The sequence below is a fragment of the Actinomadura sp. 3N508 genome, assembly GCF_044326375.1.
In the GTDB taxonomy this organism is placed as follows: domain Bacteria; phylum Actinomycetota; class Actinomycetes; order Streptosporangiales; family Streptosporangiaceae; genus Spirillospora.
The window spans coordinates 1-25911 of the sequence record NZ_JBIRAX010000003.1; the positions used below are offsets into that span (position 1 = coordinate 1).

Sequence of the window (25911 nt, forward strand, 5' to 3'; positions counted from 1 at the left end):
GCACGCTTGCGGGTGATCGAAGACACCACACCCGACCCCAAGATCGACAAGCGAGAACTCACCGCTTAACCTGCAGAAACAGGATCACGCGGAGGCGACTCTTACACCACTCCGCTGGACGTGACCGGGCTCTTGGCGCCGCTGTGGGTTGGTCGGGCCTTGGCTTCTCGTAGTGCGGTGTCCTTGGTTGATCGGGTTGCCAAGGGTGTGACGTCAGCGGGGGCGGACTAGGCCGGATTCGTAGGCGGCTATCACTAGTTGGGCGCGATCTCGGGCTTGGAGCTTGGCCAGGAGGTGTCCGATGTGGGTCTTGACGGTGGCGGGGCTGAGGTGCAGGTGTTCGGCCAGTTCGGTGTTGGACAGGCCTCGGGCTACGAGGGTGAGGACCTCCCGTTCGCGGTCGGTGAGGCCGTCCAGGCTCGGAGGGAGCTGGATCTCGGGGCGGCGGACGAACTCGGCGATCAGGCGGCGGGTCACCGTGGGAGCGAGCAGGGAGTCTCCGGCGGCCACCACGCGGACGGCCGATAGGAGGTCGGCGGGCGGGGTGTCCTTGAGGAGGAAGCCGCTGGCCCCTGCGCGGAGCGCGGAGTAGACGTAGGAGTCCAGGTCGAAGGTCGTGAGGATCAGGACGCGGATGTCAGGGAGGTCTGCGCAGATCCGCCGGGTCGCCTCAATGCCGTCCATCTCGGGCATCCGGACGTCCATGAGGACGACGTCGGGGCGTTCGCGTTCGGCCAGTTCGACGGCCTCCGCGCCGGTGCCCGCCTCGCCGACGGTGCGCAGGCCGGGAGTCGTGTCGAGGAGGACGCGGAAGCTGCCCCGCACCAGGGCCTGGTCGTCGGCGACGAGGACGCGCAGTTCCAAGGGGCTCCTAAGGCTCGTACGGGAAGACGGCGGACACGGCGAAGCCGCCTTCGGGACGGGGTCCGGCGGTGAAGTCCCCGCCGTACATGGCGACGCGTTCGCGCATGCCGATGAGTCCGTGGCCGTCCCCGCCCGGGAGCACGCGCACGCCGGGGCCGTCGTCGGTGACGTCGATCCGGATGCGGTGCCCGTCGTCCCGGATGCTGACGCGGCAGCGGGCCGGGGCGGCGTGCTTGACCACATTGGTGACCGCTTCCTGGACGATGCGGTAGGTGGAGAGGCCGACGCCTTCGGGGAGGTCGCTGGTGTCCATGCGCAGGTCCACCTGGACGCCGGCCATGGCGGCGCGCTCGGCGAGGGCCGTCAGGTCGGCGAGGCCCGGGGAGGGGGCGAGGTCGGCGCCCGCGTCGCCGGACGAGCCCGGTGAGCCCGGGGAGCCCGGGGAGCCCGGGGCGCTGCGGAGGACGCCGAGGAGGTGCCGCATCTCGGCGAGGGAGCCGCGGCTGGTGGTCTCGATGACGCGGAGGGCGTCGACGGCCTCGTCCGGGCGGGCCTCGGCGACATGGACGGCGACGCCCGCCTTGACGGCGATCAGGCTCATGCTGTGCGCGACCACGTCGTGGAGCTCGCGGGCGATGCGGAGCCGTTCGTCCGACACGGCCTGGTCGGCGAGCTGCCGGGCGGAGCGCGCGGCGTGCGCGCGGCGCTCGCGGACGCCGCGGCCGAGCGACCAGGACGCGCCGAGGAGCGCGACGCCGAGCAGTGCCTTGCCGATGATCTCGGCCTGCCAGTTGGTGGGCCCGAGCGTCGCGCTGCCGAGGATGAGGAGGGCGCTGACCGTGCCGATCAGCGGCGTCGGGATCCAGCGCCGGCGGCGGCGGGTGAGCGCGACCGGGTAGAGGGCGAACGCGGCGGCGGCGAAGAAGTCCCAGGGCAGGCCGAGCAGGAACGTCGCGGTCGAAGCGAACAGGACGGCGGCGAAGACGGGGACGGGCCACAGCCGCCGGGCGGCGAGCGGCAGGCCGGTCGCGGCGGCGAGCGGGATCGCAAGGAGAAGGGGGAGGTCGGTGTCCGTGGCGAACATCAGCAGCGCGAGCGTGTACGTGACGGCCAGCCCGGTGTCGAGGCCGATGAGGCCGCGCCTGCCGAGCCGCCGGAGGAGCGGGGGCCGCAGCTCGGATTCGTCCACGTCACGACGGTATCCGGACGGTCCGGACGGGCGCGTCCTCCCGGGGTCGGAGGCGGCGGGACGGTCTCGGAGCACGGTCTGACGTGCGAGTCCGACCGCGCTCCGATGTGCGCGGCGTCGGCGAGCACGACGGTTGACCGCATGATCGAAGTACGCGAGCTGACCAAGCGCTACGGCGCGACGACGGCGGTGGACGGGCTGTCGTTCACGGTCCGGCCAGGTGCGGTGACCGGGTTCCTCGGGCCGAACGGGGCAGGCAAATCGACGAGCATGCGGATCCTGCTGGGGCTGGACGCGGCGACGTCCGGTGAGGCGCTGGTGAACGGCGCCCGGTACGCGGCGCTGCGCCGCCCGATGCGGGAGGTGGGGGCGCTGCTGGACGCGGGCGCCGTGCACGGCGGGCGGCGGGCGTTCGACCATCTCGGGTGGCTGGCGCGCAGCAACGGGATCGGGGTCCGGCGGGTGACGGAGGTTCTGGAGCAGGTGGGCCTGGCCGGGGTGGCGCGTAAGCGGGTCGGCGGGTTCTCGCTCGGCATGCGGCAGCGGCTCGGGATCGCGGCGGCGCTCCTCGGCGATCCGGCCGTGCTGATGTTCGACGAGCCGGTGAACGGCCTGGACCCGGACGGCGTCCGCTGGATCCGGGAGCTGCTGCGTTCGCTGGCCGCCGACGGGCGGACCGTGCTGATCGCCAGCCATCTGATGACGGAGATGGAACTGACCGCCGATCGGCTGATCATCATCGGGCGGGGCCGGCTGATCGCCGATACGTCGGTGCGGGAGCTGGCGGACCGGTTCCGGCGCGGGGTGCTCGTCCGCACGCCCCGTCCGGCGGAGCTGACGGCGGTCCTCGCCAGGGCGGGAGGCACCGTCGACTCGATGCCGGGAGGCACCGTCGACTCGATACCGGGTGGCGCCGTCAAGTCGGTGCCCGGCGGCTCGGTGGAGTCGGTGCCGGGCGGCGGCGCCGTCGAGTCGGTGCCTGGAGGTGTGCTCACGGTGAACGGGCTGGACGTCGCCGCGATCGGGGACGCGGCGGCCGCGCACGGCATTCCGCTGTACGAGGTGAAGTCGCAAAGTGCCTCGCTGGAGGAGGCTTACATGGAATTGACGGCCGGGCGCACCGAGTTCGGGACGGTGGCGTCGTGATCGACGCGGTGGCGGCGGAGTGGTGGAAGCTGCGCTCGGTCCGCTCGACGTACTGGACGCTGGCGGCCGTGGGCGGATTCTTCCTGTTCGTCCTGCTGATGGCATTCCAGATGGCGCACATATGGGACGGTCTGTCCGCCGAACGCCGGGCTGATTTCACGCTGCGTCCCCTTCAGGAGCTCGGCGCCTGGGCGGCGGCGCTCTGCCTGGGCGTTCTCGGCGTGCTGTCCGTCACGTCCGAATATCGGACCGGCATGATCCGCACGACCCTGGCCGTGATGCCCCGGCGTGGGACGGTCCTTGCCGCCAAGGCGGCGGTGGTCGGGACGGTCGCCCTGGTCGCGGGCGAGGTCATGTCGATCGGCTCGCTTCTGGGGACGCGGCTCGTCGTCGGCGACCGGCCCTTCCCCGACCAGCGGGCGTCCATCGCGCACGACCTGCCGGACTTCGCCGTCGCGGGAACATCGGTGGTGGTCTTCGCGCTGCTCGGGGTGTCGCTGGGCGTGCTGCTGCGCTCGACGGCGGGAGCGCTCGTGTCGGTGGTCTTCCTGTGGCACGTCCTGCCGCTGCTGACCTTCCAGCTTCCGGAGCCGTGGAACGAGCGGGTCGGATCGGTGCTGCCCGGTGCGCTGCCCGGCCAGGTCGCCGGGCGCAGCGCGGACCACTCCATCTACGGCGACCTGCTGTCCCCGGCCGCGGCGGCGGGTGTGATGCTGGCGTACGCGCTCGTCCCGCTCGTGCTCGCGGGCATCGTCCTGTCGCGCCGCGACGCCTGACCCCTGCCCCCCATGTCAACCGCGAGCCACGTCAACTGCAGGTGCTGCCTCAGGGCGATGAATCTCGGTCCGTGCGGCTCACAACCGGGCGCCTTAAGAGGATGCATCCAGGGCCGTGCGCCTTAGAACGGTTCGTCTCAAGGGGCTGCGCCCTAGAGGGCGCGCCTTTAGGGGGGTGCGCCTCAGGACGGTTCGTCTCAGGACGGCGCATCTAGGGCCGTGGGTCTGGAACGGTGCGTCTCGGGACGAGCGACAGGCGCGGCGAGCGGGCGCGGGTCTGACAGCCCGGGGCGGGGATGCTCCGGACGGTGTCGTCCTGAAGGGGGCCGGGGCGGTGGCCGGCTGGTGGGTGCGGGCGGAGCCGGGGCGCAAAGCGGGGCGCTGGTCGACGGCGGCGCCGGTTTGGGGGCGCCGCCGTCGGTGGGGCTGCGGGCAGGCTCGTTCAGCGTGCCTGTAGGGAGGACGCGCGGAGCGCGAGGCGTTCGCGGAGGAGGTCGATGGCCTCGAGGATGCGCGGCGCGGCGGCCTGGGCGCGGACGCGGCGGCCGTCCAGGTCGACGATCGCCTGGGCCAGGGCCGGGCGCGGCAGCGACGGGTCGGCCACGACACTCAGCGTGACCTGAACGGATGAGACGCCGTGCGCGGATTCCAGTGCGCGCCGGACGGCCCGCTCCGCCGCCGCCCGCTCGTGCGCCGTGACATCGCCCGAGGTCAGGAATCGGATCTCCGGTCGTTCGCGAACAATATTCATGATTCCCCCAGGTGCACTGTGACAGCCGCGTCCCGCGCGGCGCTAATAAGGAGAGGCGACGATGATCGCCTGTCGCAACCAGTGAAACGTCTCGCCGTCGCAGATCTTCCCCGTGCCGGACGAGACCTTCATCACCCGCGCGTCACCGGCGACCTGGGGCCCATGCCGTTCTGACATGATCTGTTCGATGGCACGGTCCCCAAATATTCACCGGATTGCGGAGCGTCCTTCATTCAGCCGCCATACAAGTCGGATGTGAAAATGGCCACCTCCCCAGATTGGCCGTCGTCGGCACTGGCGAACACCGGCCAATTCGTGCACCATGACCGGCGCCTCCGACGGGAAAAGTCAAGCCGCCGGGCCGGGCCGGGAGGAGCACCACGTTCCGCAGTCGTCCGGCCACTGACAGCACTGGTCACAGGGTGTGTCCGCCGGTCGGCGGCCTGGGCGCGGGGCGGCGACCTTGCGCCTCGAACGCCTTATTCGACCTTCCCAAAAAGGCGGTCCCATCCTCTAACATGGGGCCGGTGCCGTACCGCGCTCCGAAGTAGACCGTCGACTGGCTGGTGACCCCTTGGCCCAGGATTCAGCTGCCTCCACACCTCCGTCCGAAGGTGATCCGGCCGGACGGCTGATCGAATATCCCCGCCGCGGCGGGCCGACGGTGCTGCGCATTCTGCTCGGCGCTCAGCTCCGCCGGATGCGCGAGGCGAAGGGAATCTCCACCGAGCAGGCGGGCTATGAGATCCGCGGTTCGCATTCCAAGATCAGCCGGATGGAGCTCGGCCGCGTCGGCTTCAAGGAGCGCGACGTCTCCGATCTGCTCACGCTGTACGGGGTGTCCGACGCCGCCGAGCGCGCGTCGCTGCTGGAGCTGGCGAAGGAGGCCAACACCCCCGGCTGGTGGCACCGGTACGGCGACGTCCTCGCGAGCTGGTTCGAGGTCTACCTCGGCCTGGAGGAGGCGGCGTCGCTCCTGCGCGCATACGAGCTGCAGTTCGTCCCCGGCCTGCTCCAGACCGAAGACTACGCGCGCGCCGTCGTCCGGCTGGGCTTCTCCGACGCCGCCGAGGACGAGGTCGAGCGGCGCGTGCAGCTCCGCACGACCCGGCAGGCGCGGTTCACCTCACCGGGCGCGCCGACGCTGTGGGCCGTCGTCGACGAGGCGGTCGTGCGCCGCCCGCTCGGTGGCCGCGAGGTGATGCGGCAGCAGATCAAGCATCTGATCGAGATGTCGGAACTGCCCAACGTCACGCTGCAGATCGTGCCGTTCGGCGCAGGCGGCCACGCCGCCGCGGGCGGCCCGTTCACGATCCTGCGGTTCGCCGAGCCCGGCCTGTCCGACGTCGTCTACCTGGAGCAGCTCACCAGCGCGCTCTACCTCGACAAGCCGACGGACGTCGACACCTACATGCGCGCCATGAACAACCTCTGCATCACCGCCGCCCGCCCCGACCGGACAGCGGACTATCTCGCCGACATCCTGCACGACGCCTGACCCGCCCGAGCCCCAGCCCGCGCCCGCCGTGCTAGGTGGCCGGTGGGTCCAGGACGGGCTCGTCGCGGCTCCGGCTCCCGCCGCGGAACTCCGCGACGACCTCGCCGCCTGGGACACGGCGGACCGTGACGTCGTAGATTCCGCTGCGGCCGTAGCGGGTGCGTTCCACCGCCGTCGCCTCCAGGACGTCCCCGCTCCGGGCAGGCGCGACGAACACGACATCTGCGGACGCCGCGACCGTCACCGCGTCGTGGGTGTTGCACGCGTAGGCGAACGCCGTGTCGGCCAGCAGGAAGACGTATCCGCCGTGGGCGATGCCGTGGCCGTTCACCATCGTGTCGCCGACCGTCATACGCAGCCGTGCCCGCCCGGGCGCGATCTCGGTGATCTGCATGGCGAGGTCCTGCGCCACCTTGTCGCGTGCGTACATCGCTTCGGCGCATCGCCGCGCCACCTCAGCCTCGTCCACGTGGACAGGGTAGGAGAGGCCGGTATCGGAACGCCTGTCCGGGGAAGGTGATCTAGGGTTCGGCCGTTACGGAGAGGCCGTGTCACGGCACGGCCGTTACCGACCCGCCGGACCCGCCGGACCCGCCGGACCCGACCCTAGGAGAACCCATGCTGTACGGAAAAGAACACGTCGCGCGGTACCAGGAAACGGACGGCGCAGAAGGACACGACTGGAACGGCACCGTCACGCTCCTGCTCACCACGACCGGGCGCCGCACCGGGAAGGAGCGTACGACGCCGCTCATCTACCAGCTCGACGGGGACGCCCATGTCATCGTGGCGTCCAAGGGCGGCGACGACGACCATCCACTCTGGTACAAGAACATCCAGGCGAATCCCGAAGTGAAGGTCCAGGTGAAGGGCGACAAGTTCACCGCGCGGGCCCGGACCGCGACACCGGAGGAGAGGCCGGCGCTGTGGTCCAAGATGACGGCCGTCTGGCCCGACTACGACGAGTACCAGACGAAGACGAACCGCGAGATTCCGGTGGTCGTCCTCGAACGCGTCTGAGCCGGACGGCCGGGGGCGCCCAGGGCGTCGGCGCCCGGGCGGCCGAGGCGCTGCCGGGCGGTTTCTCTTTCGCGGTGCGGGGCGGGGCGTGTAGCGTCGCCGTAGAACATTCATTCGACCATCGTCCATCCGACGCAGCCGAGGTGCCGGGGTGCCGACGTCACAGAGTGCTGACACCGAGCCGCCGCGACGCCTGCTGAGGCGCTGGGACATCGAGGCGCCGCCCGCCGCCCCGAGACCGCGGAACACCCCGGACACGCCCGGCGGAGGCGCTGGTCCGCTCGGCGGTGTCGAGCCGCTCGGCGGGGCCAAGGCCGGGCGGCGATGCTGGCGGGTCGAAACGGCCGGCGGGGTGTTCTACCTCCAGGAGTACGCCGAGCCCGACCGCCGCCGCCTGCTGTTCCGGCATTCCGTGACCGCCGCGCTGGACGAGGCCGGCCTGCCGGTCCTCGCGCCGCTGCCCGCCCGCGGCGGCCGGACGCTGGTCACCGCCGCCGGGCGCGGCTACGTCCTGTATCCGTGGGTCGGCGGACGCGGGCGCGACGGGTTAGAGCTCACGTTCGGCCAGTGCGAGGCCCTCGGCGAGCTGCTCGGACGCCTGCACGCCGCGCTCGACCGGCTGACGCCGCCGGTGCAGCAGAGCCTGCTGATCCCGACGCCGCGCGCCGCCGCCGCGGCCGAAGCCGTCGAGGCGATGTTGCGGGACGTCCCCGGCGACGGCGACGGCACCGACTTCGACGCGCTCACCGGGCGCCGCCTGCGCGAGCGCCGCGACCTGCTCGGCGAGTTCGCCGACCACCAGCCGCCGGAGATCGAGGTCAGCACGGTCGGGCATCTGCACGGGTCGTTCCATGCCGGGCACCTGCGATACGGCGGGGCGGGCAACGTCACGGCGGTTCTCGGCTGGGGATCGCTGACGACCGGTCCCGTCGCCGGCGAGGTCGTGCGGGCCGCGGCGCGGCTGTTCGCGTGCGACGACGAGCGCGGGCTCGACCTCGACCGCGTCCAGGCGTTCGTGCGCGGCCACCGCTCGGCGTTCCCGCTGGACGCCGGGCAGATCCAGTCGGCGGTGCACCGGGAGTGGTGGGAGCGGCTCTGCGACGTGGCGTCGCTGCGGCACCGGTACCTGGGCGAGGACGGCGCGGGCGGGCGCGGCTCCGCGGCCCTGGTGTCCTGGTGGTCGGCGCAGCTCGACCGGACGCTCGACGCGTTCGCCGCCCCGTACACCGCCGTCCATTCGGACGCGTCCGGCGACGGCCCGGCGTTCAGCGACAACCCCGCGTTCGGCTAGCCTTCGCCGCCGGGCCACAGGGTAGGGACGCGTCGTGTGGTACAAATTCTGGATCGATCAGTCTAAAAGGAGTGGACGATGAGCGCAGTCGCGATGCTCGGCACCGGGATCATGGGCGCGGCGATGGCCCGGAACCTGCTCAAGGGCGGCCATCAGGTCGCGGCGTGGAACCGCACCCGGTCGCGCGCCGAACCCCTGGCCGCGGACGGCGCGACCGTCGCGGACTCCCCCGCCGAGGCCGTCACCGGCGCCGACGTGATCATCACGATGCTGAACGACGGTGATACGGCCCTGACGGTGCTGGCGGAGGCGTCGCCGGGGCTCCGGGAGGGGCAGGTCTGGGCGCAGATGGGCACGGTCGGTGTCGCGGACGTGCCGCGGCTCGCCGAATTCGCCGCCCAGCACGGGCTCACGTTCACCGACGCGCCCGTCCAGGGCACCAAGCAGCCCGCCGAGCAGGGGAAACTGGTCGTCCTCGCGGCCGGGCCCGAGAGCGCGCGGACCATCCTCGACCCGCTGTTCGGCGTGCTCGGGTCCAGGACGCACTGGCTTGACGACGACGGCGCGAGCGGCGCGGGCACCCGGCTCAAGCTCGCCGCCGTGAGCTACGCGATCTCGCTGACGTCCGTCATCGCCGAGTCGATCGCGCTGACGGAGGGGCTCGGGCTCGACCCGGCCCTGCTCGGCGAGGTCCTCACCGGCGGCCCGCTCGACAACGCCTATCTGCAGGTGAAGATGAAGGCGATGCTCACGGACGATTTCGAGCCGAGCTTCGCCGTCCGCAACGCGGAGAAGAACACCCGGCTGATCCACGAGGCCGCCGAGGCCGCGGGCATCCGGGTCGACGTCAACGACGCGTCCGGTGAGCGGTTCCGCCGCGTCATCGAGCAGGGGCGCGGCGACGAGGACATGGCCGCCACGTACCGCGCGAGCTTCCCGGCCTGAACCGCCGCCCGGCGGGCCTGCCGGCGGGGGGCGGGGTGGTGCCGGGCGGGCGGCGGGCAGGGGTGAGGATGGTGGGCATGGACGTTCTGAGCAGCCGCATCCTGTTGCGACCGGCCGATCCGGCCCGCACCCAGCGCTTCTACCGGGACGTGCTCGGGCTCGCGACGTACCGGGAGTTCGGCCCGGCCGGCTCGCCCGGCGTCGTGTTCTTCCTCGGGCCGGGGTTCCTGGAGGTGTCGGGCCACGGCGCGGGCGAGCCGGGCTCGTCGCCCATGATCTGGCTCCAGGTGCGGGACGTCCGGGCCGAGCACGAGCGGCTCGCGGCGGCCGGGGCGCGCGTCACGCGGGAGCCGCGCGCGGAGCCGTGGGGCCTGGTCGAGATGTGGATCGAGGACCCGGACGGCGTCAAGATCGTCATCGTGGAGGTCCCGGACGCCCATCCGCTGCGCCGCGACCCGCGCTCGTGACGATGACCGGCTACTGGAACCACAACACGCACTACCACGGCGTCGTGCTGCGCGGCGTGCCGCGCGGGTGCCGCGAGGCGCTGGACGTCGGCTGCGGTGACGGGCTGCTCGTGCGGCGGCTGGCGCCGCGTGCCCGGCACGTCACCGGGCTCGACCGGTCGCCGGAGATGATCCTCAAGGCGAAGGCGCTGAGCGCCGGGGTCGGCAACGTCGACTTCGTCGAGTCGGGGCTGCTCGAGTACGACCTGCCCGAGGACCACTACGACTTCGTCTGCAGCGTCGCCGCGATCCACCACATGGACTTCGTCAAGGGGCTGACGGCGATGCGCGATGCCGTCTGTCCCGGCGGAAGCCTGGTGGTCATCAGCCTGGCGAGGAACGGGAGCCTCCGCGACTGGGCGTATGCGGTGGCCGGCGTCCCCGTGCACCACGTCCACCGCCTCCGCAACCGGCGGCGCGCGGACGGCGGACCAGGCGCCCCCATCGCCGACCCGGACATGACGTGGGACGAGGTGCGCGACGAGGCCCTGCGGCTGCTGCCCGGCGCCGTCTTCCAGCGGCACCTTCTCTGGCGCTACTCCATCGCATGGCGGAAACCGCGCTGAACCGCCGGCAATCGCGCTGAACCGGTGGGAACCGCGCTGACCGTTCCGGTGCGACATGCGAAAGCTGGAAAAGGCTGGAAGTGTCGGGCTGCGGCTGTACTGTCTGCCGCATGTCCAGGCCCCCCGGCGTCCCGACCCCCGACGAGCTGGAGGCGCGCATCGCGGAGCTGCGCGCCACGGTCCGGCGGGCCATCGCGGCGGGCGACCGGCGGAGGGCCCGCGAGCTGCGCGCCGAGCTGCGCGACGCGGAGCAGGCCTGGGACGACGCCGTCCTCGGCGACGACCCCGAAGCCGCGAAACGCAAACCCGGCGAACGGGAGACCGGGCAGAGCAAAACCGGGAAGCGCGCAACCGGGGAGGGAGAGCGCGGGCTGCTCCCGGTCCGTGAGCAGGTTCACCAGGCGCTGACCCTGATCGGCGCGCCCGCCGCGCCGAAGCTGATCGGGGCCGTGTACGCGACGTTCTTCCCGGGCGAGATCCCGTCCACCCGGCTGACGAGCCTGCGGCGCGACGAGGAGCGCTCCTTCCGCACGGCCCCCTACGCGCGGCCGTACTACCTGTGCGCCGCGCTGACCGCCGACCTGCTCGCGCCCGCGCGCGGGCTGCTCACCGTCAGCACGTGGCCGCTGGAGCAGCGGATCGTCGGACCGCTGAGCCCGCGCACCGACTTCCTCACCGCCGCCGCCCGGCTCGCCGAGCACGCCGCCGCCGGACGCGGGACGCCGTCACCCGCGGTGCAGCGGCTGCTGTGGCGTTTCGCGTCCAACATTCCCGGTGCCGCGACCGGTACGGTCGGTACCGCCGATCCGGCCGCGCTCGCCGAGGCCGCCCGCGCCGAGCTGGACGTGCACCGGGAGGCCGACCGGCGGCGGCGCGCGTCCGCCGCGCGCCGCGCCCGGGACCGGCTCGACGACGCGGATCGGCTCTTCGGCAGCCGGCTCCGGGCCGTCCAGGGCTCCGGACGGCGCCGCACCGCACAACGCTCCGGACCTCGCCCAAGCTCCGCCGCCAACCCCGCCCTGAGTGGAGAGACCGACCGATGACCGACACCGCGCCGGACCTGGACCGGCTGCGCGGCGCCGCACCGCCCCGCAATCACGACGCCCGCACGATCGCCGCGCTGACGTCCAATCCCGGCTGCGCCCGGCGCGGGGTGATGGACGCGGCCGGCGTCGACAAGGACGCGGTGGCGCGGGAGCTGGGCTTTCCCGCGCCGTTCGGGCAGTCGCAGTTCGCGATCACGCGCGGGAACGTGTTCGAGGCGCAGGTGAAGGCGGACGGCTGCGCCGAGCTCCTGACGCTGCTGCGCGACCGGCTCGGCCTCGACGTCCCCGAGGTCGCCTACGACGATCTGGAGGTGGTCGCCGGGAACGAGGGCCGCGAGCTGCGGCATTCGCGCACCCGCCGGCTCCTCGCCCGCGCGCTGGAGACCGGTGAGGGCACGCTGTTCGACCATCCGCTGCTGCGGCTGGAGATCGCCGGGCGTCCCGCCTACCTGGAGCCGGACGTGATCGCGTTCCAGTTCGCGGGCCGGCTGCACGTCATCGAGATCAAGTCGTTCGCCGTCGTGGACGGGCAGGCCGAGCCGGAGCAGGTCGCCGCGGCGGCGCGCCAGTCGGCGGTGTACGTGCTGGCGCTGCGCCGCCTCGTGACCGAGCTGGGCCACGATCCGGAGCGGGTGTCGCACGAGGTGTTCCTGGTCTGCCCGGAGAACTTCTCGAACCGTCCGTCCGCGACGCCGCTGGACGTGCGGCCGCAACTCGCCGTGCTCGAACGGCAGCTCGCGCGGCTCACCCGCGTCGACACGATTCTGGCGGAGCTGCCCGCGGGCCTGACGTTCGAGCCCGGTGAGGAGCTCGGCGCGTCGGTCCGGGCGGTGCAGGCGCGGTACGCGCCGGAGTGCATGGCGGGTTGCGAGATGGCGCTGTTCTGCCGGGACGAGGCGCGGGCCTGCGGCGAGACGGGCGCGCTGGGCCGGTCCGTCCGCGACGATCTCGGCGGGATCGACACGATCGGCACGGCGCTCGCGCTGGCGGACGGGTCGCTGACGCCGTCCGACGATCTGGCGGAGACGGCCGAGCAGCTGCGCGCGGCGGCCCGGCTGCGCGCCGAGGCCCTGTCCGGGGCCGCGTGATGCGGGCGTGAGCGCGCTGACTTCGCTCGCCCGGCTGGAGGCGACGGCGGCCGGGGTCGCGCGGCCGCTCGCGACGGTGCGGCACTGCCACCTGTCGGACTCGCCGCTGGTGCTCGTCCCGCTGAAGCTCGCCGGTGAGGCCGCCGCGCCGCTCGCGGTAATGGCCGGGAGCAAGCGCGACGCCCCGTCGCTGCTTGTGGTGCCGCAGCCCCGCAACCGTGACCTGCGGTTCGCGTTCGCCGCCGACTTCGCCAAGCTCGTCCTGAACCACATCGAGACGAGCCGTGGCGATGTGGAGGAACTCCCGCCCGGCAAGGACGGCGACGAGCGCATCCGGTACGGGAACGCGCCGCAGCTCCTCGTCCCGAACCGGGGCGGCGTCGCGTTCCTGCGGCTGATGGGACGCTCCACACGGTTCCGCAGCACCGAGGGCCCGTACGCGGTCGACCCGGCCGTCCCGGTGCTCGGACGGTGGCTGACCTGGTTCGCCGACCGGCACGACCATCCCGGGTCGTCGCTGCTCGGCGCGATGACGGAGCTGCTGCGGCTGCACTGGGCGACGGGCCAGAGCTCCCTGGAGGACGGCAACCTCGCCGCACTGCTCGGCTGGATCGACCCGCCGGACGGCCTGACCGGGCCGGAGGCGGCGGCCCGCGCCGAAGACCCGGTGATCTGCCCGCCCGCGGGCCCGGCGACCGACCCGACGTTCGACAACGAGGTCCTCGCCCCGGCGGTCGCCGCCTACGACCGGTCGGGCCCCGGCTCCCGCGCCGAGGAACGCCTCCGCGACGCCCTCGCCGGCCAGCTCACCCCGACCTGGGACCTGATGTGGCAGGCCGCCGACGTCCTGCGCGCCCTGCCCGAAGGCGCGAGCGTGCCGGGACGCTGGGAACGCGACCGCGACGCCTTCACCTACTACCACCAGACGTTCGGCGAGGCGTATCCGCAGGCCCGCCGCGATCCGCCCGTCCGGGCGGCGCGGCGGCTGCACGACCTCGAACGCGCGCAGGACGCCTACGACGCGCAGCGCGCCTTCGACGACCCCCTGGTCATGGCCGAGCACCGGCTGGCGGGCCAGGCGTTCGGCGGCGTCGTGACCGGATGCGACCCGACCCGCCTGGACGAGACGGGCAAACGCCCCAAACTGCGCCCGCACCTGCGCGTCGAGACGCAGGACCCGGTGCGCCTCGACGCCGGGACGACCGTCTGCAACGCGGCCCGTCCGGCGCTCAAGGGAAAGATCATCGAGGTCGAGGACGGGGCCGTGCTGCTGGAACTGACGGGCGGGATGGGCCGCAAGCTCACCCCCGAGCCGGGCACCGTCCCGCAGGACGGCGACCGGGTCTGCTTCACCTCCCTCACCGACGGGTCGTTCGGCGCGGCGAAGTTCCCCGACCGCGAGGACACGCCGTGGACGCACGGCGGCCCGCCCGACGAGTACGTGCCGACCGAAGAGGACGCCGAGGAGGACTGGTCGTGACCGAACACGCAACCCGCCACCTGGCACCCGTGCACACGGACGATCTCGACCCCGCCGAGGCCGCGGCGCGGGTCGTCGACGATGTCCTGGCCGACCTCGGCGGCGGGCATCGCGGGGTGGTGGTCGACTCCCCGCCGGGCGCGGGCAAGTCGACGCTGGTGGTGCGGGCCGCCGCGCACCTGGCCGCGGCGGGCGAGCGGCTGATGATCGTGGCGCAGACGAACGAGCAGGTGGACGACCTCATCGAGCGGATCGCGGGCAAGCACCCCGATATCACGCTCGGCCGCCTCTCCGCCTCCGGGTATGTGCCGTCCGAGCGGGTGCTGGCGCATCCGGCGGTGCGGGTCGCGCAGAAGGCCGGCGACCTCGCCGAGCACACCGTCGTGATCGCCACTGCCGCGAAATGGGCGACGCTGCCCGAGGGCTCCTGGCCGTGGGCGATCGTGGACGAGGCGTACCAGATGCGCTCCGACATGCTCCTGCGCATCGCCGGGCGCTTCGAGCGCGCGCTGTTCGTCGGCGACCCGGGGCAGCTCGACCCGTTCTCCACGGTCGAGGTCGAACGCTGGGCGGGCCTGACCTGGGACCCGATGCGCAGCGCCGTGTCCGTCCTGCTGGCGCACAACCCGGGCCTGCCCGTCCACCGGCTGCCGGTGTCGTGGCGGCTGCCCGCGTCGGCCGCGCCCGTCGTGTCGGACGCGTTCTACCCGTTCACCGGCTTCCGCGCCGGGACCGGCCCGGGCGACCGGCGGCTGGAGTTCGGCGCGGGCGGCATGGGCACCACCTACGACCGGGCGCTCGAAGAGGCCGCGGCCACCGGCTGGGCCCTCTACGAGCTGCCCGCGCGGCACACGCTGCGCACCGACGCCGAGGCCGTCCGCGCGACGGCGGCGCTGGCCGTCCGGCTGCTGCAGCGCGGTCCCGTCGCGCACTCCGAGCTGGGGTCGCGGCCGGTGGACGCCGCGCGGGTCGCGATCGGGGCGGCGCACCGCGACCAGGTCACCGCGATCCGCGCCGCGCTCGGCCGGCACGGCGACGGCATCACCGTCGACACCGCGAACCGGCTCCAGGGCCGCGAGTACGACGCGACGGTCGTCCTGCACCCGCTGTCCGGACGCCGCGACGCCACCGCGTTCCATCTGGAGTCGGGGCGGCTGTGCGTGCTGACGTCCCGGCACCGGCACGCCTGCATCGTGGTGGCGCGGGCGGGCATTCCGGAGCTGCTGGACGCGCACCCGTCCGCGGAACCCGTGCACCTCGGCGTGCCGGTGAAGTTCCCGGACGGCTGGGAGGCCAACCAGTCCGTCCTGGCGCACCTGGCCCGCCATCGAGTCCCGGGAGACTAGCCGCGGCCGGCGATCTTCATGCCGAAGATCGCGCCGACCGTTACGAGCCGGCGCCCCGGACGGATACTGTGAGTTCGGGGTGCCTCAGCGATCAGGGGGAGGGACATGGAGGACATCGGCTTCATGTGCGCCCGTTGCGGCGGCGAGGTCCACGACGTCACGCACAACCGCGAGGGGTCGCTCGACGGGGTCGGATACCGCCACAACCGGCGTGTCGAGCCCTGGGACCACGAGCTGGAGCTGGCCGTCGGCGAGCCCGCCCAGCAGGACCAGACCTGCGACTTCTGCGCCGCGCCCGGGCCGAGGTGGCTCTACTACCCCACGCTCGACCCCGAAGACACCGACATGTTCGAGGTAGAGCTCGACACGACGCACCTGTCGGACGACGACACCGCCGTCGCCGTCCTGAACATGCTCTACCCGTGGTACGCGTGCGACACGTGCTCGGTGCTCGTCGCCGACCGCAATGTCGACGTCCTCATCGACCGCGCCCTCGACCGCACCCCCGTCCCCGCGGACGGCCCCGTCGACGAGGAGACCGCCCGCGCACGCCTCCAGGGCTCCCTCTCCGTCTTCTTCACCACCCGCCCAGGCCGCCCCCAACCGTCCCGGGCTGTGTAGCCCAGGGGGTCGACCCCCTGGAACCCCCGGTGCTGCTACGTCCGGGTGTGGTGTGTGGGTGTCGGTGGTGCGGTTTATGATCGATGCCGTTTTGGGTGTGTGGTGGCGAGCACGGGGGAAGCAGCAGATGATCATCGATGGACGTTTTCGCGGGCCCGACGGGTCGGGCAACGGCGGGTATGTGGCGGGGCGGCTCGCCGGGCGGGTGCCGGTCGACACGGTGACGGTGACGCTGCGGCGGCCGCCGCCGCTGGACACCGAGCTGACCGTCACGACGGAGGACGAGCGCGGCCACAGCGTGCGGCTCTGGGACGGGGACCAGCTCGTCGCCGAGGCCCTCGCGGGGGCGATCGTGGTGCCGCCCATCGCGCCCGTCTCGTTCGAGGAGGCGCTCGCCGGGGCGGAGAAGTACCGGGCGGCGGAGCACAACCCGTTCCCGCGCTGCTTCGTCTGCGGGCCCGACCAGGACCCTGACGTCGGGCTCGGGCTCGCACCGGGTCCGGTGGCGGACGGTGTGGTCGCGACGCCCTGGGTGCCGGAGCGGGTGCCCGAGCGGGAGCTGGTGTGGGCGGCGCTGGACTGCCCCGGCGGCTGGTCGTTCGCCTTCGCGGGCCGTCCGGCCGTGCTCGGCACGATGACCGGGCAGGTCATGGACGTCCCGGACGCGGGCGAGCGATGCGTCGTGATCGGGCTCGCGCGCAGCAGCGAGGGCCGCAAGACGCATGCGGCGACGGCGCTGTACGGGGCGGACGGGCGGCTGCTGGGCCGCGCCGAGCAGATCTGGATCGAGATCGATCCCGAGCGGTTCGGGAGCTGATCGACTCGCGCGGCCGATGATCCGTCGGCCGTGAACGATGTCCGGTTCCGCCTGAATCCTTGAAATGTGTCGCCGGACATGGCCAGGCGGTCCGCTCCGGGTGTTCAATCTGAGCTTCCGCGATAACGGAGGCGGGTCCAATGAGCGGAAACGCTTTGCTCCTGGCCGGGATCGCCGCCCTGGCCGTCTACACGGGCGTCCACTGGGAACGCGCTCGCCGCGCCGTGTCGGACCTGCGGCTCGGCCGCAGGCGCGTCAGCAACCTGCGGCAGGCCGTGGCGCGCGAGCGCGGCCACGTGGCGATCATCACCGTGGTGGTGGTGCTGGCGGCCTACGTGGTGGCGAAGTACGGCTGAGCCCGGTGGCACCGGGCCCGCCGGGGATGCGTCAGGGGCCGGCGAAGAGCGGGTCCTCCCGGTCGGCGCCGTTGTGCGGGCGGCCGCGGCCGGGCGGGGGCGTGCCGTGCGGCGGGCGGTTCCCGGCACCCGGTGGGCCGTCCGGTACGGGACCGAGGGGCGCGCCGAGCGGGGCCGGGGCCGGGGCCGCATGCTGCGGGGGCGGTCCGGCCGGTGCCGGGGGCTGGCCCCCGATCGGAGGCGGGCCCGGGGGCATTCCGGCGGGCGGCATCCCGGCGGGCGGCGGTCCGGCGGGGGCGCCGGGGGGCGCGGGTGTGCCGCCGCCGGGCATCCGGCCGCCGGGCGGGACGTTCGACGACAGCGTGTTGTGCGTGAACTGGTCGATCTGGCGGCGGGCGCGGTCGGCCTCGGCGCGGGCGGCGTCGCGCTCCTCGGCGAGGGCGGTCAGCGCGGCCTGCTGCTCGGCGACCGACTGCGACAGCTGCCGCAGCTGGACGGCCTGATCGTTGATCTGGGCCATGAGCTCTTCGCGGTCGGCGGCCGTGGCCTGGGCGCGGGCCTGCGCGGCGTCGCGGTCCTTGGCGGCCTCGTCGGCGCGCGCGTTGGCGCGGACGGCCTCCGCCTCCGCCTCGGACTGGGCGCGCATCGCGGCGGTGCGCTCGGCCTCGGCCTTGCTGGCGGTCTGCATGGCGCGCTGCCGCTGCGCCTCGGTGTCGCGCATCGCGTTGCGCAGGTCCTCGGCGCCCTGCTTGGCGACGGCGGCCTCGACGCGCTGCGCCTCGACGGCGCCCTCCGCCTCGGCGAGCCTGGAGTGCAGGCCGACGAGTTCGGCGCGGGTGCTCTCCAGCGCGGCGAGCAGCTCGGTCTCGCGGGCGGCGACACGGTCGCGCTCGCTCTCTGCGGCGAGCTTCGCGGTCATCGACTGCTGCGCGACCTGGTGCGCCTCCTCCCACGCCTGCTGCGCGGCGTCGCGCTTGGCGGTCGCGACCTTGGCCTCCTCGCGCAGGCGCGCGGCGTCCTGCTCCGCGGCCTCGGCACGCTTGCGGGCGGACGACGCCTCGCTCCACGCCTCCTCGGCCTTGCGCTGGGACGCGTCGCGCTCGGTCTGCGCGATGGCGAGCTCGCGGGCGGCCTCGGCCCGCACCTCGGCGACGCGGCGCTCCACCCCGGCGACGCTCAGCTCGGAGGTCAGCGAGTCGGCGAGCACGTCGGCGGCCCGCTCCAGCCGCTCGACCATCTCCCAGGCCGCGGCGACCTGCCCGGTGAGGCCCGGCGCGTCCCGGCCGCGGTCGCGGCGGTCGCGCGCGTCGCGGGCGCAGGCGCCGTCGTTGTCCTGGCAATAGCGGACCGCGCGGACGGCCCCCACCGGCTGCGGGACGGGACGCCCGCAGTTGGCGCACGGCCACACGGTGACCGGATCGCCCACCCGGGCGACCGCCGTCTCGGTGGACTCGCCGGAACCGGGGCCGGAGCCGCCGCCGGCGACCTTCGTGTCGCCGCCGCCCGGGCTCGGGCCGCCTGCGCCGGGACCGTTCGCCGAACCGGCGCCGGAGGACCCGGCACCGCCGTCCCCCGCGCCTTCGGAGATCGCGCTCTGGGGAGCCGCGGCCGTCCCCTCGGGGCCGCTATTGTCGCGCTCTTCGCTATTAGGCATGGAATGAACCATACGCACTGATCCGGGTTGCTGCAGTGACTTGTGTTGGACACGTGGACACGCGCGGCTCGTGTCTCAGCGACCGGCGAAACGGTCGGTGGCCTCGATCAGAAGGTCGCGGACGCCGGGCTCGGAACCGCCGTGGCCGGCGTCCTCCACGATGTGGAAGGCGGCCTCCGGCCAGGCGCGATGCAGGTCCCACGCCTGGTCGGGCGGGGTCTTCATGTCGTAGCGGCCGTTCACGATCACGGCGGGGATGTGCCGGATGCGGTCGACCCCGGCGAGCAGACCCTCCTCGGGAAGGAAACCGCCGCTCGCGATGTAGTGGTGCGTGATGCGGGCGAACGCGATGACGGCGGCGTCGTCCAGCTCGGGTGGCGGGACGGGCAGCAGCGTGTTCGCGGTGAGTTCCCAGCCGATCCACGCCTTCGCCGCCGGGAGATGGACGGACGGGTCCGGGTCGCCGATGCGGCGGCCGTAGGCGGCGACCAGATCGTCCTGTTCGGCGGGCGGGATCGCGTCCCGGAACGCCGCCCACTCGGCCGGGAACAGATGCGCCGCGCCCGTCGGCGTGAACCCCCACGCCTCGTCGGCCGGGCGGACGAGCCACACACCGCGCAGCACCAGCTCCGACACGCGCTCCGGGTGCGCCTGCGCGTAGGCGAGGGCGAGCGTGCTGCCCCAGCTTCCGCCGAGCACGAGCCACCGGTCGACGGACAGGTGCTCGCGGAGACGTTCGATGTCGTCCACCAGGTGCGGTGTCGTGTTGCGCGCCAGCGACACGGCGTGGTCGCCGGCGTGCGGGAGGCTCCGGCCGCAGCCCCGCTGGTCGAACAGCACGATCCGGTAGGCGGACGGGTCGAACAGCCGCCGGTGGTCGGGCAGGACCCCGCCGCCGGGCCCGCCGTGCAGGAACACGGCGGGCTTGCCGTCCGGGTTCCCGCAGATCTCCCAGTGGATCCGGTTCCCGTCGCCGACGTCGAGCAGCCCGGAGTCGTGCGGCTCGGCGGGCGGATAGAACTCTCGCAACCCCATGCGTCCAGTCATACCCGACGATTGATCATGGTTCGCCCAGGTCGCCGTCGCCTAGGATGCGCGACGTGACGGAGCTGAGGTGCACGCTGTGCGGGTCAACGAACCTGCAGGAGGGGTTCGTGGAGGATTCCGGCCAGGCCGCCCGGGGTTTCGCCCGCTGGGTGGCGGGGCCGCTGGAGCGGGGGCTGCTCGGCGGGGCGAAGCTCTTCGGGAAGTCCCGGCTGCAGATCCACGCCTTCCGCTGCGCGAACTGCGCCCACCTGGAGCTGTTCGCCTACGACGACTGAGAACCGCTACAGCGCGGCCATCGCCTTGCGGATGCGCTTGTCGGAGACGGGGAAGCGCGTCCCGAGCTGCTGGGCGAAGAGGCTGACCCGGAGCTCCTCCAGCATCCAGCGGATCTGGCGTGCGGGCTCGTCGTCGCGGCGGGACGGGTGCAGGCGCCGCAGCGTCTGCTCGTACTCCTGCGCCAGCACGTCGGCCTGGTTCGCGAGCAGCCGGTCGCGTCCGGGGTTCTCGGGGAGCTTGTCGAGCCTGACCTGCAAGGCGCGCAGGTAGCGGGGCAGGTCGGGCAGCCGGGCCCAGCCGGTCGCGGTGACGAACCCGGGATGCACGAGCGCCGCGAGCCGTCCGCGGACGTCGGTCAGCGCCGGGACGAGCGTCAGGCTCGCCGTGCCGCGGACCCGCCGGTCGACCTCATGGGCCTCGGCCAGGACGCGTTCGACGATGGCGACGATCTCGGCGGTGGCGTCGTGCAGGTCGGCGCGGACGTGGTCATACATGGCGCGGTAGCCGTCCTCGTCCCAGGCGGGTCCCCCGGCTTCGGCGAGGAGCCGGTCGGCGGCGGCGGTGACGCAGTCGTCGAACAGCGCGGCGACGGACCCGTGCGGGTTGTGGCTGAGCGCTAGTTTCCCCTGGTTGGTGAGGCGCCCCTGGATGAGCTTCACCGGCGACGGCGCGTTCAGCAGGATGAGCCGCCGGGTGCCGAGCCACATCGCGCGCCGCTGCTCGGCCTCCGTCTCGTACATGCGGACGGACACGCTGTCGCCGTCGTCGGTGAGCGCCGGGTACGCCTTGACGTCGTATCCGGCCTGGTTGCGCTCGTAGGTGCGGGGCAGTTCGCCGATCGTCCAGTCGCGGAGGCCGGAGCGTTCGACGGTCGAGGCGGCCTTGGACAGCGTGCCGCGGACCCTGCCCGCGAGGCGGCGTTTCAGCTCGTCCAGGTCGGTGCCCTCGCCGAGCGCGCGGCCCTTGTCGTCGACGACACGGAACGTGATGCGCAGGTGGGCGGGCAGACGCGACGGGTCCCACGCCTCGCGCACGACCTGGACGCCCGTCATCTCGGTCAGCTCGCGTTCGAGGGCGTCCAGGAGCGGCTCGGTGCGGGGCGCGACGCGGTCGAGGACCTTGCGGGCGTAGTCGGGCGCCGGGACGAAGTTGACCCGCAGCTGCTTGGGCAGCGACCGGATCAGCTCGGTCACCAGCTCGACGCGCAGGCCCGGCACCTGCCATTCGAAGCCGTCCGGCCGGACCTGGTTGAGGATCTGCACCGGAATGTGGGCGGTCACGCCGTCGGCGTCGGTCCCCGGCTCGAACTGGTAGGTGAGGCGCAGCCGCAGCGCGCCCTGCTTCCACGCGTCCGGATAGTCGGACTCGCTGACGCCGCCCGCGGTCTCGTTGATGAGCATCGACTTCTCGAACCCGAGGAGGTCGGGTTCGTCGCGCCGGGCCTTCTTCCACCAGGAGTCGAAGTGCCGTCCGGAGACGACGTCCTCGGGAATGCGCTCGTCGTAGAACTCGAAGAGGGTCTCGTCGTCGACGAGGATGTCGCGGCGGCGGGCGCGGTGCTCCAGCTCCTCGACCTCGTCCAGCAGGGCGCGGTTGTCGTGGAAGAACCGGTGGTGGGTGTCCCAGTCGCCTTCGACGAGCGCGTGCCGGATGAACAGCTCGCGGGACGTCGCCGGGTCGATGCGGCCGTAGTTGACGCGCCGGTCGGCGACGATCGGCACCCCGTAGAGGGTGACCTTCTCGTGCGCCATGACGGCGGCCTGCTTCTTCGACCAGTGCGGCTCGCTGTAGTTGCGCTTCACGAGATGCTCGGCGAGCGGCTCGATCCAGTCGGGTTCGATCTTGGCGTTGACGCGTCCCCAGAGCCGGGACGTCTCGACCAGTTCCGCCGACATGACCCAGCGCGGCGGTTTCTTGAACAGCGCCGACCCCGGGAACACGGCGAACTTCGCCCCCCGGGCGCCGAGATACTCCTGGCCGCGCCGCTGCCTGTCCTTCTTCTCCGCGTCGGCGAGGCCGATGTGCGACAGCAGGCCCGAGAGCAGCGACATGTGGACGCGGTCAGGCGCGGCCTCGGCGGTGTTGAGCGTGACGCCGAGCGATTTGGCGACCTGCTTGAGCTGCCCGTGCAGATCCTGCCATTCACGGACGCGCAGGAAATGCAGGAACTCGCTCTTGCACATCCGCCGGAACGCGCTCCCCGACAATTCCTTCTGCTGCTCGCGCAGGTAATTCCACAGGTTCAGGTAGGCCAGGAAGTCGGATGTCGGGTCGGCGAAGCGGCGGTGCTTGTCGTCGGCGGCCTGCTGCTGCTCGGCGGGACGTTCGCGCGGGTCCTGGATGGACAGCGCCGCCGTGATGATCAGCACCTCGCGGACGCAGCCGTTCTTGTCGGCCTCCAGGATCATCCGGCCGAGCCGCGGGTCGACGGGAAGCTGGGCGAGGCGGCGGCCGAGCGGGGTGAGCCGCTTGCGCGGGTCCTGCTCGGACGGGTCGATGGCGCCGAGCTCGTGCAGCAGATCGACCCCGGCCTTGACGTTGCGCCGGTCCGGCGGCTCCACGAACGGGAACGCCGCGATGTCACCGAGGCCCAGCGACGTCATCTGCAGGATGACGGACGCGAGGTTCGTCCGCAGGATCTCCGGCTCGGTGAACTCGGGACGCGACTCGAAATCGTCCTCCGAGTACAGCCGGATACAGACGCCTTCGGACACGCGCCCGCAGCGTCCCTTGCGCTGGTTCGCCGACGCCTGCGACACCGGTTCGATCGGCAGCCGCTGCACCTTCAGCCGGTGGCTGTACCGGGAGACGCGCGCGGTACCGGGATCGACCACGTACTTGATCCCCGGGACGGTCAGCGACGTCTCCGCGACGTTCGTCGCCAGCACGATCCGCCGCCCGCGATGGGGCTGGAAGACCCGATGCTGTTCGGCGGACGACAGCCGCGCGTAAAGCGGCAGGACCTCGGCGGTGTCCCGGCGCCGGGTGAAGTGCTTGGTCAGCGCGTCGGCGGTGTCGCGGATCTCGCGCTCCCCGCTGAGGAACACCAGCACGTCGCCGGGCGCCTCGCGGCCCAGCTCGTCGACCGCGTCCAGGATCGCCTGGATCTGGTCGCGATCGGGGTCGGCGGACGGGTCCTCCGGGTCGACGACGGGCCGGTAGCGCACCTCCACCGGATACGTCCGGCCGGACACCTCCACGATCGGCGCGTCCCCGAAGTGCTCGGAGAACCGCTCGGGGTCGATCGTCGCCGACGTGATGATCACCTTGAGATCCGGCCGGCGCGGCAGGATCTCCCTGACGTAGCCGAGCAGGAAGTCGATGTTCAGGCTGCGCTCGTGCGCCTCGTCGATGATCAGCGTGTCGTACTGGCGGAGCAGCCGGTCGGTCTGGATCTCGGCGAGCAGGATGCCGTCCGTCATCAGCTTGACGAGCGTGTCGTCGCTCGACCGGTCGGTGAAGCGCACCTTGTACCCGACGGCGTCGCCCAGCTCGGTGCCGAGCTCCTCGGCGATGCGGTCGGCGACGGTCCGGGCGGCGAGCCGCCGCGGCTGGGTGTGCCCGATCGAGCCGAGCACGCCCCGGCCCAGCTCAAGGCAGATCTTCGGGATCTGGGTTGTCTTGCCGGACCCGGTCTCCCCCGCGACGATCACGACCTGGTGGTCGCGGATCGCGGCGAGGATGTCGTCCTTCTTCTGCGCGACCGGCAGCTGCGCCGGATAGGTGATCGCGGGCATGGCGAGCCGCCGCCGCTCGACGCGCCGCTCCGCGGCGTCGACATCGGCGGTGATCTCATCGGTGACCTTGGCGCGCCGCGCGGCGTCCCGCATCTTCTGCGCGCCGTCGATCCGGCGGCGCAGCCGGTGCTGGTCGCGCAGCATCAGCCGCGGCAGCCGCGCACGCGCGTCGGCGAGCGGCGATCTCACACTCGTCCTCATTACCGTCGACAAAGATAGGGCCGGGCCCGTCCGCCCGGCGGGCCCCGCGCGGTGGCACCCCGCGCACCCCGCAAACCTACGAACCGTAGCCGGAGCGCCCCACGGAAAGCGATCCGTTTTCCGGGCAACCTTTTAGAACGTCTCCGTCCAACACGACATTCCGGCCCTGACAAATACGCCACGCGTTCGGTCGTTCACGCCAAGCCAGTGCACGCGCCGACGTCCATCGTTCATCATTGGGAGGCGTGGGCTACCCGACATCCGCCGGCCGCTACCGGATCGACCGCCTCCTCGGCTCGGGCGGGTTCGCCTCCGTCTGGCTGGGGCACGACCCGGAGCTCGACTCGCCCGTCGCGATCAAGATCCTGGGCGAGCACTGGACGCTGCGCACCGATGTGCGGGACCGGTTCGTCCAGGAGGCGCGGCTGCTGCGCCGCGCCGACTCGCACCGGATCGTCCAGGTCTTCGACATCGGCGAACTGCCGGACGGCCGTCCCTACTTCGTGATGACCTACGCCGACCGCGGCACCCTCGCCGAGCGGCTCACGACCGGCCCGCTGCGGCTGAACGAGGCGCTGCGCACCGCCCGGGAGATCATCCGGGGCGTCCAGGAGCTGCACGACCTGGGCGTGGTGCACCGCGACCTCAAGCCGTCCAACGTGCTGCTGCGGTCGTCGTCGTCCGGCGGCGAGCGGCTCATGATCTCCGATCTCGGCATCGCGCGGACCGACGACCACCTGTCGAGCCTGACGCTCCCCGCCGGCTCCCCCGGCTACATGGCCCCCGAGCAGGGCCAGATCGACGGCGCCCCGGACCGCCGCTCCGACGTGTACGGGCTCGGCGCGCTCACCTACCACCTGCTGACCGGCGAGCCGCCCGCGACTCGGCCCCGCCCGCCCGGCGAACTCCGCCCCGGCATCCCGCCCGGCGTGGACGCGGCGGTCCTGCGCGCCCTGGATCCCGACCGCGAGCAGCGCTGGACGTCGGCGGCGGCCTTCGGAAACGCGCTCGGCGAGGCCACCAGCGAGATCGACACCGACCCGCTCCCCGAACCCAAGCCCGCCAGGCCGCCCCGCCGCCGCCCCCGGTTCCGGCGCCGGACACTGATGATCACCGGCGCTGGAGCGGCCGCCATCGCGGCCGCCGGGGCCTTCTGGGCGCTCACCGGCGGCGGCGAGAACGGCTCCGCATCGGCCGGGAGGGACGGCCGGTGGCTGCGCCCCGGGACCGACATCCCCGCCCAGTACCGCGACCTGATCATCGAGGCGGGCACCTGGTGCGAGATGCCCGGCCTCAGCCCCGCCCTGATCGCGGCGATGCTCAAGGTGGAGAGCGGCTTCGACCCGAAACTCTCCGACCCGGCCAAGGACGAGTACGGCATCGCGCGGTGGACGCCCAGCGTCCTCGTGTCCTGGCAGCCGGGCGGGCTCGACAACCCCGAGCCGAGGCCCGACCAGATCACCCCGGAGCTGTCGATCCCGGCGATGGGCCGCTTCCTGTGCTACTGGGGCAAGGACCTGAAGAACGTCCCGGGCGACCCGGCCCTGAACCTCGCCGCCACCTACCGCAGCTCGTCCAAGACGGTCGTCAAGGCGGGCGGCGTCCCCGCAAGGTTCAAGCCGTACACGAACAACGTCCACCGCTACCTACAGACCTACCGCCCCCGCTGACCCGGCTTCACCCGGCGGTC

Annotated in this window: 24 protein-coding genes; 17 read left to right on the forward strand and 7 right to left on the reverse strand. The window is 72.8% G+C overall.

Annotated elements, in window-relative coordinates:
- Positions 1 to 213 precede the first annotated feature (213 nt).
- The gene (locus ACH34S_RS11085; RefSeq protein ID WP_395952434.1) at positions 214 to 864 is read right to left on the reverse strand and encodes a response regulator; all 651 of its coding nucleotides are present in this window, start codon (positions 862 to 864) and stop codon (positions 214 to 216) included.
- Positions 865 to 871: 7 nt separating this feature from the next.
- A complete protein-coding gene (locus tag ACH34S_RS11090; protein ID WP_395952435.1) occupies positions 872 to 2053 on the reverse strand; it encodes a sensor histidine kinase in 1182 nt (393 codons plus the stop codon).
- Positions 2054 to 2194: 141 nt separating this feature from the next.
- Between ACH34S_RS11090 and ACH34S_RS11095 the strand changes: the two genes are divergently transcribed.
- Both ACH34S_RS11095 and ACH34S_RS11100 read left to right on the forward strand, forming a co-directional pair.
- A complete protein-coding gene (locus ACH34S_RS11095; protein WP_395952436.1) occupies positions 2195 to 3199 on the forward strand; it encodes an ABC transporter ATP-binding protein in 1005 nt (334 codons plus the stop codon).
- Positions 3196 to 3975, forward strand: coding sequence for an ABC transporter permease (locus ACH34S_RS11100; protein WP_395952437.1), 780 nt, complete (start codon positions 3196 to 3198; stop codon positions 3973 to 3975). The genes ACH34S_RS11095 and ACH34S_RS11100 overlap by 4 nt, the downstream gene beginning before the upstream one ends.
- A 442-nt stretch (positions 3976 to 4417) precedes the next feature.
- Here the strand turns inward: ACH34S_RS11100 and ACH34S_RS11105 are convergent, their stop codons facing one another.
- Positions 4418 to 4726, reverse strand: a complete 309-nt coding sequence (locus ACH34S_RS11105; RefSeq protein WP_395952438.1) for a hypothetical protein — start codon at positions 4724 to 4726, stop codon at positions 4418 to 4420.
- Between the two features lie 631 nt (positions 4727 to 5357).
- Between ACH34S_RS11105 and ACH34S_RS11110 the strand changes: the two genes are divergently transcribed.
- Complete coding sequence (locus tag ACH34S_RS11110) at positions 5358 to 6224, forward strand: helix-turn-helix domain-containing protein (protein ID WP_395953306.1); 867 nt, start codon at positions 5358 to 5360, stop codon at positions 6222 to 6224.
- A gap of 31 nt (positions 6225 to 6255) precedes the next feature.
- Here the strand turns inward: ACH34S_RS11110 and paaI are convergent, their stop codons facing one another.
- The gene (gene paaI, locus ACH34S_RS11115; protein WP_395952439.1) at positions 6256 to 6693 is read right to left on the reverse strand and encodes a hydroxyphenylacetyl-CoA thioesterase PaaI; all 438 of its coding nucleotides are present in this window, start codon (positions 6691 to 6693) and stop codon (positions 6256 to 6258) included.
- 149 nt (positions 6694 to 6842) lie between these two features.
- Here paaI and ACH34S_RS11120 point away from each other — a divergent pair, with 149 nt between their 5' ends.
- From ACH34S_RS11120 to ACH34S_RS11175, 12 genes are all read left to right on the forward strand, one after another.
- Positions 6843 to 7244 (forward strand): nitroreductase family deazaflavin-dependent oxidoreductase, encoded by a 402-nt coding sequence (locus tag ACH34S_RS11120; RefSeq protein WP_395952440.1) that lies wholly within the window; start codon positions 6843 to 6845, stop codon positions 7242 to 7244.
- 151 nt (positions 7245 to 7395) lie between these two features.
- Complete coding sequence (locus tag ACH34S_RS11125; RefSeq protein ID WP_395952441.1) at positions 7396 to 8535, forward strand: phosphotransferase enzyme family protein; 1140 nt, start codon at positions 7396 to 7398, stop codon at positions 8533 to 8535.
- Between the two features lie 78 nt (positions 8536 to 8613).
- Entirely contained in the window at positions 8614 to 9480 is an 867-nt protein-coding gene (locus tag ACH34S_RS11130) for an NAD(P)-dependent oxidoreductase (protein ID WP_395952442.1), read from the forward strand.
- A gap of 77 nt (positions 9481 to 9557) precedes the next feature.
- Positions 9558 to 9947 (forward strand): VOC family protein, encoded by a 390-nt coding sequence (locus ACH34S_RS11135; protein WP_395952443.1) that lies wholly within the window; start codon positions 9558 to 9560, stop codon positions 9945 to 9947.
- Positions 9948 to 9949: 2 nt separating this feature from the next.
- Positions 9950 to 10552, forward strand: a complete 603-nt coding sequence (locus tag ACH34S_RS11140; RefSeq protein WP_395952444.1) for a class I SAM-dependent methyltransferase — start codon at positions 9950 to 9952, stop codon at positions 10550 to 10552.
- Positions 10553 to 10662: 110 nt separating this feature from the next.
- Positions 10663 to 11595: a hypothetical protein gene (locus ACH34S_RS11145; protein ID WP_395952445.1), complete on the forward strand. Its 933-nt coding sequence runs from the start codon at positions 10663 to 10665 to the stop codon at positions 11593 to 11595.
- Positions 11592 to 12686, forward strand: coding sequence for a hypothetical protein (locus ACH34S_RS11150; protein ID WP_395952446.1), 1095 nt, complete (start codon positions 11592 to 11594; stop codon positions 12684 to 12686). The genes ACH34S_RS11145 and ACH34S_RS11150 overlap by 4 nt, the downstream gene beginning before the upstream one ends.
- 7 nt (positions 12687 to 12693) lie before the next feature.
- On the forward strand, positions 12694 to 14166 hold the full coding sequence (locus tag ACH34S_RS11155) for a hypothetical protein (protein ID WP_395952447.1): 1473 nt from the start codon (positions 12694 to 12696) through the stop codon (positions 14164 to 14166).
- Positions 14163 to 15512: an AAA family ATPase gene (locus ACH34S_RS11160; protein ID WP_395952448.1), complete on the forward strand. Its 1350-nt coding sequence runs from the start codon at positions 14163 to 14165 to the stop codon at positions 15510 to 15512. Before ACH34S_RS11155 ends, ACH34S_RS11160 begins: the two co-directional genes overlap by 4 nt.
- A gap of 105 nt (positions 15513 to 15617) precedes the next feature.
- Positions 15618 to 16133, forward strand: coding sequence for a hypothetical protein (locus ACH34S_RS11165; RefSeq protein WP_395952449.1), 516 nt, complete (start codon positions 15618 to 15620; stop codon positions 16131 to 16133).
- Positions 16134 to 16260: 127 nt separating this feature from the next.
- Positions 16261 to 16950, forward strand: a complete 690-nt coding sequence (locus ACH34S_RS11170; RefSeq protein WP_395952450.1) for a hypothetical protein — start codon at positions 16261 to 16263, stop codon at positions 16948 to 16950.
- A gap of 140 nt (positions 16951 to 17090) precedes the next feature.
- Positions 17091 to 17306 carry a hypothetical protein gene (locus ACH34S_RS11175; RefSeq protein WP_395952451.1) on the forward strand — a complete coding sequence of 72 codons (216 nt, stop codon included), beginning with the start codon at positions 17091 to 17093 and terminating at the stop codon, positions 17304 to 17306.
- Positions 17307 to 17337: 31 nt separating this feature from the next.
- Here ACH34S_RS11175 and ACH34S_RS11180 read toward each other — a convergent pair whose 3' ends face one another.
- Positions 17338 to 18960, reverse strand: a complete 1623-nt coding sequence (locus tag ACH34S_RS11180) for a chromosome segregation ATPase (RefSeq protein WP_395952452.1) — start codon at positions 18958 to 18960, stop codon at positions 17338 to 17340.
- Positions 18961 to 19035: 75 nt separating this feature from the next.
- Positions 19036 to 19989, reverse strand: a complete 954-nt coding sequence (gene pip / locus ACH34S_RS11185; RefSeq protein WP_395953307.1) for a prolyl aminopeptidase — start codon at positions 19987 to 19989, stop codon at positions 19036 to 19038.
- A gap of 71 nt (positions 19990 to 20060) precedes the next feature.
- Here pip and ACH34S_RS11190 point away from each other — a divergent pair, with 71 nt between their 5' ends.
- A complete protein-coding gene (locus ACH34S_RS11190; RefSeq protein ID WP_395952453.1) occupies positions 20061 to 20282 on the forward strand; it encodes a hypothetical protein in 222 nt (73 codons plus the stop codon).
- Positions 20283 to 20288: 6 nt separating this feature from the next.
- On the opposite strand, the gene hrpA is transcribed toward ACH34S_RS11190, so the two are convergent.
- Positions 20289 to 24221: an ATP-dependent RNA helicase HrpA gene (hrpA, locus tag ACH34S_RS11195; protein WP_395952454.1), complete on the reverse strand. Its 3933-nt coding sequence runs from the start codon at positions 24219 to 24221 to the stop codon at positions 20289 to 20291.
- A 245-nt stretch (positions 24222 to 24466) separates the two neighbouring features.
- Here hrpA and ACH34S_RS11200 point away from each other — a divergent pair, with 245 nt between their 5' ends.
- Complete coding sequence (locus tag ACH34S_RS11200; protein ID WP_395952455.1) at positions 24467 to 25891, forward strand: serine/threonine-protein kinase; 1425 nt, start codon at positions 24467 to 24469, stop codon at positions 25889 to 25891.
- Positions 25892 to 25911 lie beyond the last annotated feature (20 nt).

Coding starts and splice junctions, on each gene's coding strand:
- ACH34S_RS11165 (WP_395952449.1), top strand. CDS start 15,618: ATGGAGGACATCGGCTTCATGTGCGCCCGTTGCGGCGGCGAGGTCCAC.
- hrpA (WP_395952454.1), bottom strand. CDS start 24,221: ATGAGGACGAGTGTGAGATCGCCGCTCGCCGACGCGCGTGCGCGGCTG.
- ACH34S_RS11105 (WP_395952438.1), bottom strand. CDS start 4,726: ATGAATATTGTTCGCGAACGACCGGAGATCCGATTCCTGACCTCGGGC.
- ACH34S_RS11095 (WP_395952436.1), top strand. CDS start 2,195: ATGATCGAAGTACGCGAGCTGACCAAGCGCTACGGCGCGACGACGGCG.
- ACH34S_RS11150 (WP_395952446.1), top strand. CDS start 11,592: ATGACCGACACCGCGCCGGACCTGGACCGGCTGCGCGGCGCCGCACCG.
- ACH34S_RS11140 (WP_395952444.1), top strand. CDS start 9,950: ATGACCGGCTACTGGAACCACAACACGCACTACCACGGCGTCGTGCTG.
- ACH34S_RS11145 (WP_395952445.1), top strand. CDS start 10,663: ATGTCCAGGCCCCCCGGCGTCCCGACCCCCGACGAGCTGGAGGCGCGC.
- ACH34S_RS11175 (WP_395952451.1), top strand. CDS start 17,091: ATGAGCGGAAACGCTTTGCTCCTGGCCGGGATCGCCGCCCTGGCCGTC.
- ACH34S_RS11170 (WP_395952450.1), top strand. CDS start 16,261: ATGATCATCGATGGACGTTTTCGCGGGCCCGACGGGTCGGGCAACGGC.
- ACH34S_RS11135 (WP_395952443.1), top strand. CDS start 9,558: ATGGACGTTCTGAGCAGCCGCATCCTGTTGCGACCGGCCGATCCGGCC.
- ACH34S_RS11120 (WP_395952440.1), top strand. CDS start 6,843: ATGCTGTACGGAAAAGAACACGTCGCGCGGTACCAGGAAACGGACGGC.
- ACH34S_RS11180 (WP_395952452.1), bottom strand. CDS start 18,960: ATGCCTAATAGCGAAGAGCGCGACAATAGCGGCCCCGAGGGGACGGCC.
- ACH34S_RS11130 (WP_395952442.1), top strand. CDS start 8,614: ATGAGCGCAGTCGCGATGCTCGGCACCGGGATCATGGGCGCGGCGATG.